Source organism: Planococcus faecalis (genome assembly GCF_002009235.1).
GTDB classification, from domain to species: Bacteria; Bacillota; Bacilli; order Bacillales_A; family Planococcaceae; genus Planococcus; species Planococcus kocurii.
The window spans coordinates 2,638,903-2,654,169 of sequence record NZ_CP019401.1 but is presented as its reverse complement, the minus strand read 5'-3'; the positions used below and the strand labels follow the sequence as shown (position 1 = coordinate 2,654,169).

Here is a 15,267-nt window from a genome sequence, read left to right as displayed (position 1 = left end):
AAATACCCGCATCAAAGCTAGGCGGTTCAAAGTAGTTGCAAATCTCTTTTTTTCGTATTATATTAAATGAGGAGTCAAACGTTGAGGTATCAATCATTGATGCATCACACAATATTACACACGAAAAAGGAGCACGTCTAACATGCAAACTACGCAAACGTATCAAAAAACAAATGATTTTAATGACATTTTATCGAATCGTCGTTCGATTAAACAATACGACCCATCGGTGAAAATCAGCCGTGAAGAAATGAGCCAAATCATTGAACAGGCATCAACAGCACCTTCATCTATTAATATGCAGCCTTGGCGTTTTGTGGTCATTGACAGCGAAGAAGGAAAAGCGAAAATCGCACCACTGGCTTCATTTAACTTGGATAAAGTGATGAGCTCATCTGCTGTAATCGCTATTTTTGCAGACCGCAAAAATATTGAATACGCGGAAGACATTTATGGCAAAGCGGTTGAACTGGGCTATATGCCTGAAGAAGTTAAACAAGCACAACTGGATTATTTCAAACCGGCTTACGAAAACGCACCTGACGATCAAATGAAAGACATTATTATGCTTGATGCAGGTCTTGTGTCCATGCAATTGATGTTAGTGGCACGTGCTCACGGATATGGTACGAACCCAATTGGTGGCTATGACAAAGAAAACATCGCAGAAGCTTTGGATATGGATAAAGATCGCTATGTTCCGGTAATGTTGATAACAATCGGGAAAGCATTAAATGAAGGATTCCCATCGTACCGTTTGCCTGTTGACACGACTACACAATGGAAATAAGTTGAAAACCGATTGATTTTAGCTTATGTTTGAGAATAGGTCAATGAATAGTGGACACTGCTATAAATTGATCTTGGAAATTACGTAGGAGGTCAATTTATGCCATGTTCATTTTCAAAACAAGAGCAAGTTTTACAGTTAGTTAAAGGCCTCAACAATCAAATCAGTCCTAAATTTGAACGCTGTACAGGCATTAGTGCATCGCGCTATGAATTGCTTTATCAGCTTTATAAAACAGCAGAAATCAACCAGTCCACATTGCAAAAAGCCGTGAACATCGACGGTGCTGCCATTACGCGTCACTTAAAACAGCTTGAAGCAGACGGCATGGTAACAAGACGTAGAAATCCTGCGGACAATCGCGTGATTTTTGTCCGTTTGACTCAACAAGGACGCGAGCAAATTGTCGGCTACCGAAAAGAAAATGTCGGCTTTGTCACGCAAATGCTGAACGACTTCACAACGGAAGAAGTCGACACACTGTCAGACATGCTGACGCGCATGCAACACAACATTATCGACTACTGATTTTTTTCAGTAAATACACTCAAAAAGGATGGATCCCATTGATTATTATTCACGCGAACTTACAAGTAAGAGCAGACCAAGAACAAGCATTTCTAGAAGCCAGCAAAGCACTGGTTCAAGCTTCAAGAACAGAAGAAGGCAACATCAGCTACGAATTAAAAAAATCAACTGAACAAAACCAGCACTACACAATGGTTGAAGTTTGGAAAGATCTACAAGCAACTGAAGTTCATAACAAGAGTGAACATTTCACAGCCTTTACGCAACAAGCACCAGGCTTCATGGCTGCACCAATGGACCTACACGTATTCAGCGGCGAGGCTGTAAAAGCGTAAGAATTTTGAAAATGAATAAGCAATTTCAAGAGTAGCCTCGGCTGCTCTTTTTTTTTGTAAGAACACGATAGTGGCTCATATGAGCAAAAAGATTTATAATAGATTAAATGTTCAGTTTATTTCGGAGGGGAAATAGCATCAAGTAATAAAACTGACTAACAATCGTGTAGTCTTTAGTCGTTTGAATAGAAGGGAAAGCCTAGTGGCTGCTCAAAGACTTCAAGCTACTTGAAAAAAGTTAATGTTGCTTCAAAATAGAGTGAAAGGATGGATACTCATGATTATTAATTATGTCCATTTGCACCTACAGCCAGACCAAGAACACGTATTTCTAAAAGCGAGCAAGCTACTTATTCAAGCATCAAGAGCTGAAGCTGGCAACGTAAGCTACGATTTATTGAAATCTACTGAGCAAGATTTTCGCTACCACGTAGTCGAAATTTGGAGAGATGCACAAACTTTTGAAACGCATATTGCTACCGAGCATTTGGCGACTTTCCTTCAACAAGCACCCAGCTTTCTTGCTGCACCAATGGACATGCATGCTTTCGATGGACAACCTTTAAATCTACAATAAAACTTAGTTCTCGTTCTTTAAACGACTACACGCGATGGGTAGACATCTCAAAAAGTGGCTCTGGCCACTTTTTTACATATCCACAAACTTGCACTAGTTATTTAAAATCAACCGACATATAATAAGCTTAGAGAATCTGCAGGAATTTTTATGTCATATATAGTGAACCGCTAGTCTACACAAAAAAGGGGTTCGAAGGGAAGAATGTTTTGAAAACTAAGTACATACCGGTTGTCCTGTGGGGCTTTTGCATCCTGTTGGCTACCAATAACTACAACTTCCAAGCCTTGTTGTTCGCACAAGAAATAGACTTCCATATTCGTTTACTTCCCGATTTCTCGGATTTGTTCATCACGAGCGACATCCAGTTAGACAGTAAAACGTATGTGTTTCAAAAAATAGGCCATGCGTTGTCTTTCGGTATTCTTTTTCTTTTGCTAGCCAAAACAATTGGAAGCAATGCGAAAGCCATCGTGTTCTGTAGCTTGTTCGCTTATTTCACGGAATTCCTGCAGTTGTTTTTCCTGCGAAGTGGAAGAATCTCCGACGTTTTGATCGACATCGGCGGTATTTATTTGGCTTATCGTTTGACTGGTTATGTCGAATCACAAGGAGGGCTATCTGCTGTTTTCGGAAAAATAGCAGATAGTTTTATAGATGACAAGTCACGCTAAAACGAGATATCTCTTAAAAAAAGAGAATCATTGAAACCTATCCGCTGTGTCGCTTCTTAAAATCTTCCACATGTTAAGCCTGATTCAATAAATCGAAAAAAGCTCCTTCACAAGGGCTTTTTTTCTTTAGCTATGGAGAAACGAACAAACCCTCGTTACTCGAGTTTATTCAATTGCCAAACAATGGTTGAAAACTGTCGAACTGTGCTACATAATAAAAAATAGGAGTATAGTCACGACCGGAACAAATAAGGAATAGAGTAAGGAGTTGCAAAAAATGAAATTAATTTTGAAAACAATCGCAGTAAGCGTCGCGGTATTGGCATTAGTAGCAGCTGGAGGGTATTACTTTATCACGCAGCAGTCCTCTGGCGGCAAAGAAATTCAGCAAGTCGCTGAGAAAATCGAGAAGCGCCAAAGTCAATCGACTGAAAAAGCGGGCAGTAAAGACAGCCAAGCGGACATGGAAGAAAGAGAAGTGCAGATTCACCTCCATCAAATGACGCATCAAAAAGTCGTCGATAAGGAAAAAAACGGTGCTGTCGAAATGACACCTGAAAATATTGAAGGCCTACTAACAATCATAAACGCCAATAAACACTATTATGAGAATGGCGATTACTACGAACAAACCTTAATTTCTTGGCAGCAAGATGATTTTTCCACTATTGTGAGTGCTCATAATACGGTTTGGAGTTGGTACAGTGGCACCGCGGGTAGAGCAACAGGGCGACTGAGTGCAGAGGAAGAACAACAGTTTATTGAGAAGAATTTTAGGTAATCGGAATTTACAACCATACCTCTAAAAATAATCGCAATCAATTGGAGAGGAACTTACCTATACGAAGAAAATGCTGTTCCTTAATTATATTGGGGACAGCATTTTTTTCAACACGATGACGAATCAAGAGATAGCGATTATTTGACTTGAAATAGTTTTTGCTATTATGATTCAATATTCTTATAATATAGGTAGAAGTTGTAAAATCGAGGAGGTAGTGTTGTGAAGCTGAATATGGAACAACGTCGCATTGTTGAACTAGAACCATCAGGACCCATGCTCGTAAAAGGGGTAGCGGGATCAGGCAAGACGACCGTTGCGATTCGAAGAATCCATTTTTTGATGGATCATTATTGTCACGAAGAAAATGATAAAATTCTACTAGTTACTTACAACAAAACCTTACTTTATTATATTAAGCATCAGTATGAGCGTATGGCTGAAAAAGAACTGCAAGAAGCCGAACGTTTTTTCTCATCCGATGCAGAAGTAGAAATAACAACGATTGATCGCTTGATGTATAAAGAGTTTAGGAAATATCAAAAACGTATGGGCAAAAAGCTTGAAATCGCTCCTAATGATCAAATTCACAAACTAATGGTGCAAGCCATACATGAAGTGAAAAAAGCGTACCCTGAAGTTAAACTGCTGTTGCCAAAAAACAGTAAATTCCTATTAGACGAAATAGAATGGATCCATTCTTGCTCAATGGTGAATCTTGAGACGTATCAATCGGTAGATCGAATTGGCCGTGCTTCAGGAAACAGTGGAACGCCGCAAAAATTATTGAAAAATTCGCAAACACGTGAAGCTATTTATGAGGTCATGACAGTGTTTGGTCAATTGCTTGAAAGAGCAGGACTGACAACATTCAAACAAATGAACCTCTATGCGTTAGCAGAATTACGCTTGGGTGCTGCTGGACGATACACGCATATTATTATTGACGAAAGTCAGGATTTAACGCGTGTTCAGCTGGAGTTTCTAAAAGAGTTATACAAAGAAAAGGAATATTCTTCGCTCATGTTTGTTGCAGATAACACGCAAAGCATTTATCCACAGTCTTGGCTCGGGAAAGGACGTCCGTTTACGACCATTGGCTTTGATATGAGCGGGAAATCACGTACATTGAGCAAGAATTACCGAACGACAACGGAAATTTCGACAGCGGCTTTCAATTTGATTGAAGCGGATGAAAGCATCCAGTCGAATGTCGATTTTGTGAAACCGGCATTGATTGATCGCCACGGGCATCCGCCGATTTATCGATTCTTTTTAACGCCTCAACAGCAGGTCCATTTTCTAGCAGAGGAAATCGCATTGCTAAAAAATGATTACGCCTTATCCGAGATATGCATTGTGGCGCGAGGAAAGCGAAATATTGAAAGTGCAGCTATCGATTTAGAGCAGGTCGGCATCCCTTGTGAAATTTTGCAAAGCAACGATCCAGATTTTGAATCCGATAAAGTAAAACTCGTAACAATGCATTCGATTAAAGGGTTGGAATTCAAGGTGATTTTCCTAATCGATTTAAACAGTGGATTGATTCCACAGGATTTGTATGCAGATGCTGAAGATCAAAAAACAGTCGAATCAGATGAGCGAAAATTGCTGTATGTGGGCATGACACGAGCAAACGAGCTTCTGTATATGTCTTCAGTAAAAAAACCATCTAGCTTTGTCAAAGAAATTCAACGAAATCATTTACGAATGAAAAAAGATGCATCGCTCCGGCCATTTGAATCAATCAGTATGACAGAATACCAGATGACGGATCGACTTGTTGATATCCATGCGAAAGAAGAAATTACTCGTCAATGGCTCATCCGAGAGTTGCACGAGACGTATGGCTATCCGTATGAACTGATGGAACTGGAATTTCCTGTTCAGCAGTTTTCCAGAAAAGGGTATTGTGACATTGCGGTACAGGTTTACACAGGAGAAGAAGCAAGGCCTTATATTCTTGCAGAAGTCAAACGTTTTGGCAGCGGAATCGAAGACGCCATCAAGCAGCTGACAAGTTATATGGAAGCCGATAGTCGCGCTTTTTACGGCATTGCGACCGATGGGCTCGAAGTCAAAATAATCGATCGAAAAGGTGAAGAAGTACAAGATTTGCCGAAATGCCGTGCCCAATTCTTACCAGATACGAAAAGTCGGCGTATCTATAAGAATCTTAAAAATGGCAGACAATACAATTATGCAGAAGATCGTGATTCGCCAGGACAAATTGAAGTAAGTGAAGCTGGGCAAGAAGTGCTCACGCAAGTACATGAAACTGTGGCAGTCCCACTGATTGGGAACGTTGCGGCTGGCTTGCCAATTTTAGCGACTGAATCCTACGAAACATTTCATACGTTGCCACGTGAATGGCTAGTATCTCCAACTGAAACGTTTTCATTAACGGTGACAGGAGACAGCATGAACGGCGCTGGCATCGACAAAGGAGACGTCGTCTTTGTTCATCAGCAAAATAATGCTGCTAACGGCGACATCGTTATAGCCGTTATCGATGGCGAAGCGACCATGAAAAAATACATGCCAATGGGCAGTGAAATCATCCTGGTGTCCGAAAATCCAAGCTATGAACCAATTATTATGCGAAGTGAAGATGTCTTCATTAACGGCAGAGTGATCGGTGTACTAAAACAATAAGCAGCAAGCATAAAAAAAGCCGCCTCTTCAATCGCTGAAGAGGCGGCTTTCTAGTTAACGGCTATTCATTTCATTGGGATGCGGACCATTGCGACGTTCTTTGTTTAACGCGTCGATCGCCGCCATTTCGTCTTCTGTTAATTCGAAATCAAACACATCAAAGTTTTCTTCAATGCGCGATGGAGTAACAGATTTCGGAATGGCGATGGTGTTGTTCTGCAAATGCCAGCGCAACACAACTTGAGCGGGTGATTTGTCTTTTGACTCCGCAATGTTGACTACGGTAGGATCCTTCAGCACATCGCCCCCTTGTTCAAGCGGACTCCAAGCTTCTAAGAAAATATCATGCTTGGCACAAAATTCTTTTAAGTCCTTTTGCGCCAAGTAGGGATGACACTCCACTTGGTTCAACACGGGTGGAACGTCGCACTCGTCCAGCAGTCGCTGCAAATGCTCAATTTCAAAATTACAAACGCCAATTGCTTTTACACGGCCATCGTTATACAACTTTTCTAATGCTTTATACGTTTCAACATAATGATCAAACTCCGGAGTCGGCCAGTGAATCAAGTATAAATCCACATAATCAAGACCCAGACGCTCTAAACTTTCATCGAATGCACGCAAGGTATTGTCGTATCCTTGATCGCTGTTCCACACTTTGGTCGTGATAAACAAGTCTTCGCGCGGCACCTTGGTGTCTTTTAAGGCGTTCCCCACACCGATTTCATTTGTATAAATCATGGCAGTATCAATTGACGTATAACCCGTCTCTAATGCTTTGGCAACGACTTTTGTCGCCTCGTCATTTTCTACTTGCCAAACACCAAAGCCTAGCTGTGGCATTTTCAATCCATTATTCAATGTAATAAAATCCATTGTGCATAGCCCCTTTTTATGTAGATTCCGTTGCAGTAACTACATACCCGAAGCTTCGGAAAGCTAAGCATCCCAGTTAACGGAAAGCGCCCTGGCGCTTTCCTGAACTTGGGCATTCTAAAGGTTTTTATGGGAGGAATTGGTCATACTGTCGGATTGAGAGCAAATACTGTCCAAATTAGAAAAATACTGTCCAAAAAGCGCCCTATACTGTCCATATCGCCAAAATACTGTCCGCTCAACGATACAAGCAATCCAGCAACAAGCAAGTCTAGCATCTCAGCTAGCGGAAAGCGCGAACGCGCGCTTTCCATGGGCTTGCATCGCTAATTCTTTTCGTTTTTTGGGTTAATCTGGAAATACTGTCCGAATCAGTTGAAATACTGTCGGATTTGATGCGAATACTGTCCGTTCAAGCCGGAATACTGTCCAAATCTGAAAAATACTGTCCAACCCCAAATCTAACACCTCAATTCCACTTTCTCTAAAAAAGAGTATCTCTTTGCACAGCGGGTAGAGTACAAGCAACTACACATTCAGGAGGAATACACGATGACAAATAATTCACAACACAAGAAAGACGATCACGACTCCACGTTTGATAAAATCGTCGAGAAAACAAGCGAGATGCTGAGTGGTAGCGATGAAGGCTGGGAGTCTGACGGTCAGAACGGCAGCCGTGAAGTCGGCGAAGAACACCAACCGACGCCGGACGAAAGCACAGGAGATGTTCCGACAGAAGACAAAGTGGTTCGTGATTCGAAAACGGGTGAGAAGACCGTGATTAAGAATGACAATAAAAAATGGACACGTTAACTAGACTTGAAAACCCGCTCCATCCAATGGAACGGGTTTTCTCTATTCACATGTGATAAACTTTTTATAAAGTAAAATAATAGAATATTTAATTTTATTTAGAAAATAGAACTAGTAAGCACAAATCATAATTTCTTTAGGAATCGGAAGGAGCTGGAGGAAGATGACTGACAAAATGGAAAAAATTCAACAAGGAGCGTTGCAACGCTATTTGAAATTCGAAAAAGAGCGGGAAACAGCAAGCTTTGCTGCGGCGTCGACAGAGAAAATGATGACGCGGTCGAGTATTATCAATCATCACGACAATTTGGCGATTGAACGCATTATCAACAAAAGCGACTTGTTTCCGATTGCGCATTTACAGGCGGGACTCGACGTTAGTAAAGCAGTATGCCGCATCGCCATTCGTGGCAAAAACGGACAGCTTGAAGGCTACGGTACAGGATTTCTTGTGTCGCCGAATTTATTGCTGACAAACAATCATGTACTGGAAACGGCAGAATCAGCGATGTATGCAGTGGCTGAATTTAATTATCAAGACGATGTCCATTTTATGCCGCTTGAAATCATTAGTTTTAGACTGGATCCTCGCCTGTTTTTCATCACTAATGAAGCGCTTGATTTTACGCTAGTTGCAGTGGAACCGAATAATTCAAACGCGGTACCGTTGGCGAATTTCGGCTATTTGCCGCTGCTGCCAAAGCCAGGGAAAATTCTTGAAGGTGAGTACGTCACGATCATCCAACATCCAAACGGGGGGCCAAAAGCAATTACCATTCGTGAAAACGAAGTCAAGTTCATTTCTTCTGATTTTGTTCAGTATGTCAGCGACACAGAACCCGGTTCGTCTGGCTCACCTGTTTTTAATGATCAGTGGATGGTCGTCTCGCTGCACCACGCCGGAATTCCCGACCCGAACGACAACAACGTCTGGATTGCCAATGAAGGCATTCGCATCAGTTCGATTATTCAACATCTCAGTGACAAGCGGGTCGGAATAGAAAACGAGGAGTCGCGTAAACTACTAGATCAGTTGCTTTCAGTGGTTATGCCGGGATCAACGGCCACACCGATGGAAGTAGGGGTGTTGGACGCCGATTGGTACGCTGGTGCAACAGGTTATAACCCCGCATTTTTAGGCGAAAGATTCACTGTAGCGTTGCCTGGTCTAAGTGACGCCATGCTAGCAGACGTAGCAAAAACGACAGATGGTAAGCTCGAACTGGATTATACGCATTTCTCGATTGCGATGAGTCAGTCGCGGCGTCTTGCTTTTTTCACAGCCGTTAACATCGATGGCAATCAACTTGTAGACGTCAAACGAAGCAGCGACCGCTGGTATTTTGATCCACGTATTGATGAATCGTATCAACTCGGCAATGATTTTTACCAATCAAATGACATTGACCGTGGCCATTTGGTGCGTCGACGCGATCCAAACTGGGGCATTGATGCCGTAAAAGCCAATGAGCACACGTTCCATTTTACCAATAGCTCTCCGCAGCATAAAAATTTCAATCAAAAAGTATGGCTTGATTTAGAAGATTACCTGCTCGATAATGCGCGCGATCACGACATGAAAGTGTCGATTTTTACAGGACCGGTGTTCCGTGACAGCGACCGGATTTACCGCGGTGCAAAAATTCCAAGCCAGTTTTGGAAAGTGGCTGTAATGGTGAAAGACGATACAGAGCTATCAGCAACGGCTTATGTGCAAACACAAGAAGATTTGATTGGCGGTAATTTGGAATTTGTCTACGGAAAATTCGAAACGTATCAAGTGCCGATCGAACAAATTGAAAAGCTGACTGGACTGAATTTTGGTGAGCTGCAAAAAGCTGATCCACTAGCAGCGGGGCAAGTAGCTTTAGTCCAGAGCCGTGAGGACATTCGTTTATGAAAATGATGGTGGAACTCGAAGGCGTAACGCGTCGCAGAGATGACAAACTGCTGTTGGACGGAGTAGATTGGCAAGTCCAACAAGGCGAGCACTGGGTGTTATACGGCTTGAACGGTGCCGGTAAAACCTCGCTATTGGATTTAATCAATGCCTATTTTTTCCCGACACAAGGAAAAGTCACCGTGCTCGGCCTAGAGTTCGGTAAGACTTATCTGGCGGAAAAATTGCGCAGCCGAATTGGTTTTGTGTCAGCGTCTGTTCAGCAAAAGTTGCCGACTCATGATAATGCTTACGAAGTGGTGTTAAGCGGAGCGTTTGCTTCACTTGGTCTTTACCAGGAAACGACAGAAGCAATCGATCAACAAGGTGTCGATATTCTCCACGAACTCGGCTGCCTTGAGTATGCCAATCGACATTATCACTCGCTGTCGCAAGGTGAAAAGCAACGCGTGCTAATTGGTCGCGCGTTAATGGCGAATCCTGAGTTACTCATTCTCGATGAGCCAACTGCCGGACTCGATTTTATCGCACGTGAAGAACTGCTTGAGTCGATCGCGGCCATCGCTAAAAAACCAAATGGCCCGACCATCATTTACGTTACGCATCATATAGAAGAAATTTTACCGGAATTTAATAAAATCCTGCTGCTTAAAGCGGGCCGCGTCTTCGCTTCTGGAGATACCCAAAAACTCGTCACTAGTGAACAACTTAGCGCATTTTTTGAACTGCCGGTAAACGTCATGTGGAATGATGGACGTCCTTTGCTATCAAAAGCCAGAAGTAACAACGACTGAATGGCTAAGGGCAGGGTTCCAAGCCAAACTGCTTGGAACCGACCAATACATGCGTTCGGCGTCAAGATTTTAGCGGAAAGCGCAGTGCGCTTTCCTTTTTTTTAGGTAATTGGATGGGGTTTGAGGCTTTGGACAGTAATGCACTCGATCTGGACAATATTTTCGTTTATTGGACAGTATTTGGAGCGAATCGGACAGTATTTTACTCGAATCGGACAGTATATCCATTTAACTGGGAAAAAACGATCAACATGAAAAAATTGTTCGAAATCATAACGTCTAACTAGGTAAATGGCAATTCCTTCTTGCCATGGTGAACATATCGAGTTTGCTAGACGCTATCCGTTATAAAGACCTTGTCGGCGAAAAGAACATTCTAGCTAGCAAGGTTTTCATTTTGCGAATCGTTCCAAAAAGACTGAACTATCTGTGAACTGTGTTAAACTTTCGGTAGGCAGCTAAGATTCTCAGACGTTTTAAAATCAGTCAAATGGGGGGACTTTCGATGGTAGAGGGCATTCACAAGATTTTAGAAGAGCGGGGAATTCGAGTACCGGAGGAACATCAGGAAATGCTGGTGCAGCAGATGCAAGCTGTACAAAAGTTACGGGAAACAGTAGACAGCTCGAAGTTAAAAGATTTTGATATGGCACTGACACATGTACCAGGAGGTGAGCGTCCATGAATAACGAGTTAGCCGCACAATCGATTGGAGAACTGGCACCTAAATTGCGCGACAAGCAGCTATCACCTGTTGAATTAACGGAAGCAGTCTTAGCGAATGTGGATGCTCGTAACAAAGACATCAATGCTTTTATTGTTGTTCAAAAAGAGCAAGCACTGGAATCTGCGAGACAAGCAGAACAAGAAATCCAAAGCGGTAATTACCGCGGTTTTTTGCATGGCATTCCAATGGCATTGAAAGACATTCTGTATTTTAAAGATGAACCGGCGACGATGGGTTCAAAAATCCACGAAGGGTTTGTTGCTGATTTTGATGCGACCGTGGTTTCAAAACTCAAGATGTCGGGTGTGACGTTTCACGGCAAACTCAATATGCATGAGTATGCGTGGGGCGCAACGACGACCAATCCGCATTATGGTGCTTGTCGAAATCCTTGGGATCTCAACCAAATTCCAGGCGGTTCGAGTGGTGGCTCAGGTGCTGCGGTGGCTGCAGACATGGCCATTGCCTCACTCGGAACCGATACCGGTGGATCGATTCGGATTCCGGCGGCGAGTTGTGGCATCATTGGCTTAAAGCCGACCCATGGCCGCATTAGCAAGTATGGTTGTTTTCCACTAGCTTGGAGCCTTGATCACATTGGCCCCATGACAAAAACCGTTTTTGATGCGGCGCTGTTACTAGAAGTGCTCGGTGGTTACGACCCGAAAGATCCCACTTCGGTTGACCGGCCAACGCAAAGTTATTCTGGTTTATTGAATGAAGACGTCAACGGATTAGTGATCGGTATTGAAGAAGGTTATTTTTTCGAAAATGTCGATAGCCGTGTTGATGAAGCTGTCCGAAATGCGTTGCAACAGCTAGAAAAGCTAGGCGCACGGATCGAAATTGTTCAAATTCCGTCATTGGCACAAGCAGAATTCGCGGAACTGGTGACCATTACAACCGAAGCGAGCGCCGTCCATCATGACAATCTCGTCAAACAGCCGGAGAAATTCGGGGAGGATGTTCGCTTTTTGTTAGAAGTAGGAGAGCTCATGTCGGGTGTTGACTACGTACAGTCCCAGCAAATTCGCCGCAAGCTAAATCTCGAATTTGCCGCGGCATTTGAAAAAGTGGATGTGCTCATTTCACCGACTTTGCCTTTTTTGCCACCGTCGATTGGTGACAGCACGGTCAATATTAACGGTCAGTCATTGAGTTTCTTGGATGAAGTGATTCGTTTTACGGGACCAGGCAATTTGACAGGATTACCCGCACTCAGTATTCCTTGCGGTGTTCGTGACGGATTGCCAATTGGTCTGCAAATTATGGGTCCTGCCTTCCAAGAAGAAAAAGTTCTCAACGTCGCCTATGCCCTCGAGAAGCTGGAGCTGATGAAAGGCCAGAAGCCAAATTTAACGTAATTCAGTGAGTGCGAAACAAGGGGATCAACCAATCTCCTAGCTATGAAATAAAAGCTATTATACACAAAAGTAGTTTAGCCTCCAGCAAATTTGTGGGAAAGCGCAAACTTTTACTTTCCACTTTGCGGGTAATCAAACGGATTTTAGAGCGTTGGACAGTATTTCACTCGATTTGGACAGTATTTTCATTTATCGGACAGTATTTGGAGCGATTCGGACAGTATTTCACTCCAATCGGACAGTATATCCATTTAACTGGGAAATCTAGTAGAGAATACACGCGCTATAGCAGCTCCAAATACAACTTTGACCAAAGAAAGGATATCCTATATGACCACTACCCATCAATTTCCAGAAGACCGCGTTCATTATACATGGGACAAAGACCCGCAGCCCGTACTCACGATCAACAGCGGCGATCAAGTGGAATTTTCCACACGCGAAGTGGCTGATGATCAATTCAATAAAGACTCTGTGACAGAAGACATTGCTAGACTCGACTGGGCGAGAGTGTATCCACTCGCGGGACCCGTCGAAATTCGAGATGCCGAACCCGGAGATACGCTGGAAATTGAGATCGTCAAGTTGGTTCCCGGAAGCTGGGGCTGGATGTCGATTCTGCCGGGACTTGGTTTATTGCCTGAAGAGTTTCCGGAGGCCTACTTACGAACTTTTGATTTGAGTGACGGGCAATTCATCCATTTTAGCGACAACATTAAAGTACCCATTACACCATTTCTCGGCACGATGGGTGTTGGTCCCCAAAATGCGGAAGGGCAAGCCATTATGCCGCCTGGCACATTTGGTGGCAATATGGACACGCGGCATTTAACTGTGGGCACGAAATTGTATTTGCCTGTGCAAGTAGCGGGGGCGATGTTCAGCTGTGGGGATGCTCATGCGGCACAAGGAGACGGTGAAGTTTGCGTCAGTGCTGTGGAATGTCCGATGCAGGCATCGTTAAAATTCCGATTGATTAAAGGCAAGACAATTCCAGCACCGCAGTTTCAAACAGCTGGCGCATTAACGCCAAAAGTCGACCACAAAGGATTTTATGGCACAACAGGTGTGGGACCTGATTTGATGGAAGCTTCGCGCGACGCTATCCGTGCGATGGTGGAACACATTTCTGAGAATTACAAAATGGATCCCAAAGATGCCTACTTGCTGTCAAGCGCCTGTGTCGACCTCAAAATCTCCGAAATCGTCGATGCGGGGCAATACATCGTTAGTGCGCTATTGCCACTCGCTGTGTTTACAGAGGAATAGCCTAAAACGCTGCCAAATTCGGTGGCGTTTTTTAATGCACAAATTTAAAAAGATTTCTTAATTATCTGTATTGTTAGTTAACTAGGTGGTAAAATAGGAACAGCATCCTTAGTAACTGGGAAAATGAAATAAATTCCAGAAACAATTTTCAGTGAGAAAGAGGGCCTCTAAATGAACGATATTTATTTTAACAAAGAGTATGGCCGTTTATATGAAAAAATTGAAAAAGGTGAATGCCAAGAGTTTGTTTTTGAGCATACGTTAGGAAGGATATAGCATTTGTTTATCAAGTGTGAAATTCCACAAAAATTAACTGGTCAGGTGTTTTATGATTTGGTGACACCTTATGGCTATGGAGGTCCTCGAATTGTTAGCGGCGAAAATAGCAACAAGGTAGCATTGGTAAGTGCTTTTGAAGAAGAATTTGGAAAGTATTGCGCTAACCACCACATTGTTTCCGAATCGGTTCGTTTTCATCCGGTTATCAAGAATCATGTAGACTTTGAATCGTGCTACGAACTGAACTTCAGGCGTCAGACGATTCAAACGAGATTGGCAGGCATCGATGATCCGATTCTTACAGAATACTCGGCTTCTTGTAGAAGGGATATTCGTCACGGTTTAAAAGCTGGCGTCACGTATCGCATCATCGAACATCCGGAAAATTTAGAGGATTTCAAGAAACTTTATTATTCTACGATGCAGCGCAATGCTGCAAAGATGATCTATTATTTTAATGATGAGTACTTTCAGCAATGCCTCGATCGGTTGAGTGATTATTTGGTAGTTGTTGAAGTGACGTACGGAGAACAAATTATCGGCATGAGCTTAAATTTTGTCGGTGACTCGTTTATTCACGTTCATCTCACAGGCACATGTCAGAAATTTCACCAGCTGGCACCGGCTTATATTCTCCAATATGCTCTTGCGTTATGGGGAAAAGAGCAAGGCAAGGAATTAATCCATCACGGCGGTGGTCGGACGAAGGAAGTGGATGACAAGTTATATCTTTTTAAAAAGAAATTTGGACGGCGCTCAGAATTGACGTATTTTATAGGTCGCAAAATCTGGAATAGAGCGGTTTATGAACAACTGTGCTACATGAATAACGCATCAACGGGCAGCGACCAGTTTCCTGCATACCGTAGCTCGGGATCACCAGTACCTGTCTATTAGTT

15 protein-coding genes are annotated in these 15,267 nt (G+C 43.0%); 14 read left to right on the top strand and 1 reads right to left on the bottom strand.

The features are described from left to right. Nucleotides 1-142: 142 nt before the first annotated feature. The 7 genes from AJGP001_RS13285 to lexA all read left to right on the top strand — a co-directional run bounded on the left by AJGP001_RS13285 (nucleotide 143) and on the right by lexA (nucleotide 6,340). Entirely contained in the window at nucleotides 143-790 is a 648-nt protein-coding gene (locus tag AJGP001_RS13285) for a nitroreductase family protein (protein WP_078080641.1), read from the top strand. A gap of 99 nt (nucleotides 791-889) precedes the next feature. After that, entirely contained in the window at nucleotides 890-1,318 is a 429-nt protein-coding gene (locus tag AJGP001_RS13280) for a MarR family winged helix-turn-helix transcriptional regulator (RefSeq protein WP_071154257.1), read from the top strand. A gap of 38 nt (nucleotides 1,319-1,356) precedes the next feature. After that, nucleotides 1,357-1,653 (top strand): putative quinol monooxygenase, encoded by a 297-nt coding sequence (locus AJGP001_RS13275; protein WP_071154258.1) that lies wholly within the window; start codon nucleotides 1,357-1,359, stop codon nucleotides 1,651-1,653. A 277-nt stretch (nucleotides 1,654-1,930) separates the two neighbouring features. Continuing rightward, nucleotides 1,931-2,230 carry a putative quinol monooxygenase gene (locus tag AJGP001_RS13270; protein WP_071154259.1) on the top strand — a complete coding sequence of 100 codons (300 nt, stop codon included), beginning with the start codon at nucleotides 1,931-1,933 and terminating at the stop codon, nucleotides 2,228-2,230. Nucleotides 2,231-2,439: 209 nt separating this feature from the next. Then, nucleotides 2,440-2,904 (top strand): VanZ family protein, encoded by a 465-nt coding sequence (locus AJGP001_RS13265; RefSeq protein ID WP_078080640.1) that lies wholly within the window; start codon nucleotides 2,440-2,442, stop codon nucleotides 2,902-2,904. A 277-nt stretch (nucleotides 2,905-3,181) separates the two neighbouring features. Then, nucleotides 3,182-3,685, top strand: a complete 504-nt coding sequence (locus AJGP001_RS13260; protein ID WP_071154260.1) for a DUF6241 domain-containing protein — start codon at nucleotides 3,182-3,184, stop codon at nucleotides 3,683-3,685. 222 nt (nucleotides 3,686-3,907) lie between these two features. Continuing rightward, nucleotides 3,908-6,340: a transcriptional repressor LexA gene (lexA, locus tag AJGP001_RS13255; RefSeq protein ID WP_078080639.1), complete on the top strand. Its 2,433-nt coding sequence runs from the start codon at nucleotides 3,908-3,910 to the stop codon at nucleotides 6,338-6,340. A gap of 54 nt (nucleotides 6,341-6,394) precedes the next feature. Here the strand turns inward: lexA and AJGP001_RS13250 are convergent, their stop codons facing one another. Next, nucleotides 6,395-7,219, bottom strand: coding sequence for an aldo/keto reductase (locus AJGP001_RS13250; protein ID WP_058384575.1), 825 nt, complete (start codon nucleotides 7,217-7,219; stop codon nucleotides 6,395-6,397). A 552-nt stretch (nucleotides 7,220-7,771) separates the two neighbouring features. On the opposite strand from AJGP001_RS13250, the gene AJGP001_RS13245 reads away from it, so the two are divergent. From AJGP001_RS13245 to AJGP001_RS13215, 7 genes are all read left to right on the top strand, one after another. Beyond that, nucleotides 7,772-8,035, top strand: coding sequence for a hypothetical protein (locus AJGP001_RS13245; RefSeq protein ID WP_071153330.1), 264 nt, complete (start codon nucleotides 7,772-7,774; stop codon nucleotides 8,033-8,035). Nucleotides 8,036-8,198: 163 nt separating this feature from the next. Further along, the gene (locus AJGP001_RS13240) at nucleotides 8,199-9,935 is read left to right on the top strand and encodes a DNA/RNA non-specific endonuclease (RefSeq protein ID WP_078080638.1); all 1,737 of its coding nucleotides are present in this window, start codon (nucleotides 8,199-8,201) and stop codon (nucleotides 9,933-9,935) included. Between the two features lie 2 nt (nucleotides 9,936-9,937). Next, a complete protein-coding gene (locus AJGP001_RS13235; protein WP_071153333.1) occupies nucleotides 9,938-10,729 on the top strand; it encodes an ABC transporter ATP-binding protein in 792 nt (263 codons plus the stop codon). 505 nt (nucleotides 10,730-11,234) lie between these two features. Next, entirely contained in the window at nucleotides 11,235-11,414 is a 180-nt protein-coding gene (locus AJGP001_RS13230; RefSeq protein ID WP_058384578.1) for a hypothetical protein, read from the top strand. Continuing rightward, the gene (locus AJGP001_RS13225) at nucleotides 11,411-12,820 is read left to right on the top strand and encodes an amidase (RefSeq protein ID WP_078080637.1); all 1,410 of its coding nucleotides are present in this window, start codon (nucleotides 11,411-11,413) and stop codon (nucleotides 12,818-12,820) included. Before AJGP001_RS13230 ends, AJGP001_RS13225 begins: the two co-directional genes overlap by 4 nt. Before the next feature lie 330 nt (nucleotides 12,821-13,150). Further along, nucleotides 13,151-14,089 carry an acetamidase/formamidase family protein gene (locus AJGP001_RS13220; protein WP_071153328.1) on the top strand — a complete coding sequence of 313 codons (939 nt, stop codon included), beginning with the start codon at nucleotides 13,151-13,153 and terminating at the stop codon, nucleotides 14,087-14,089. Between the two features lie 279 nt (nucleotides 14,090-14,368). After that, entirely contained in the window at nucleotides 14,369-15,265 is an 897-nt protein-coding gene (locus AJGP001_RS13215; protein ID WP_245830187.1) for a GNAT family N-acetyltransferase, read from the top strand. The last annotated feature ends 2 nt before the right edge of the window (nucleotides 15,266-15,267 follow it).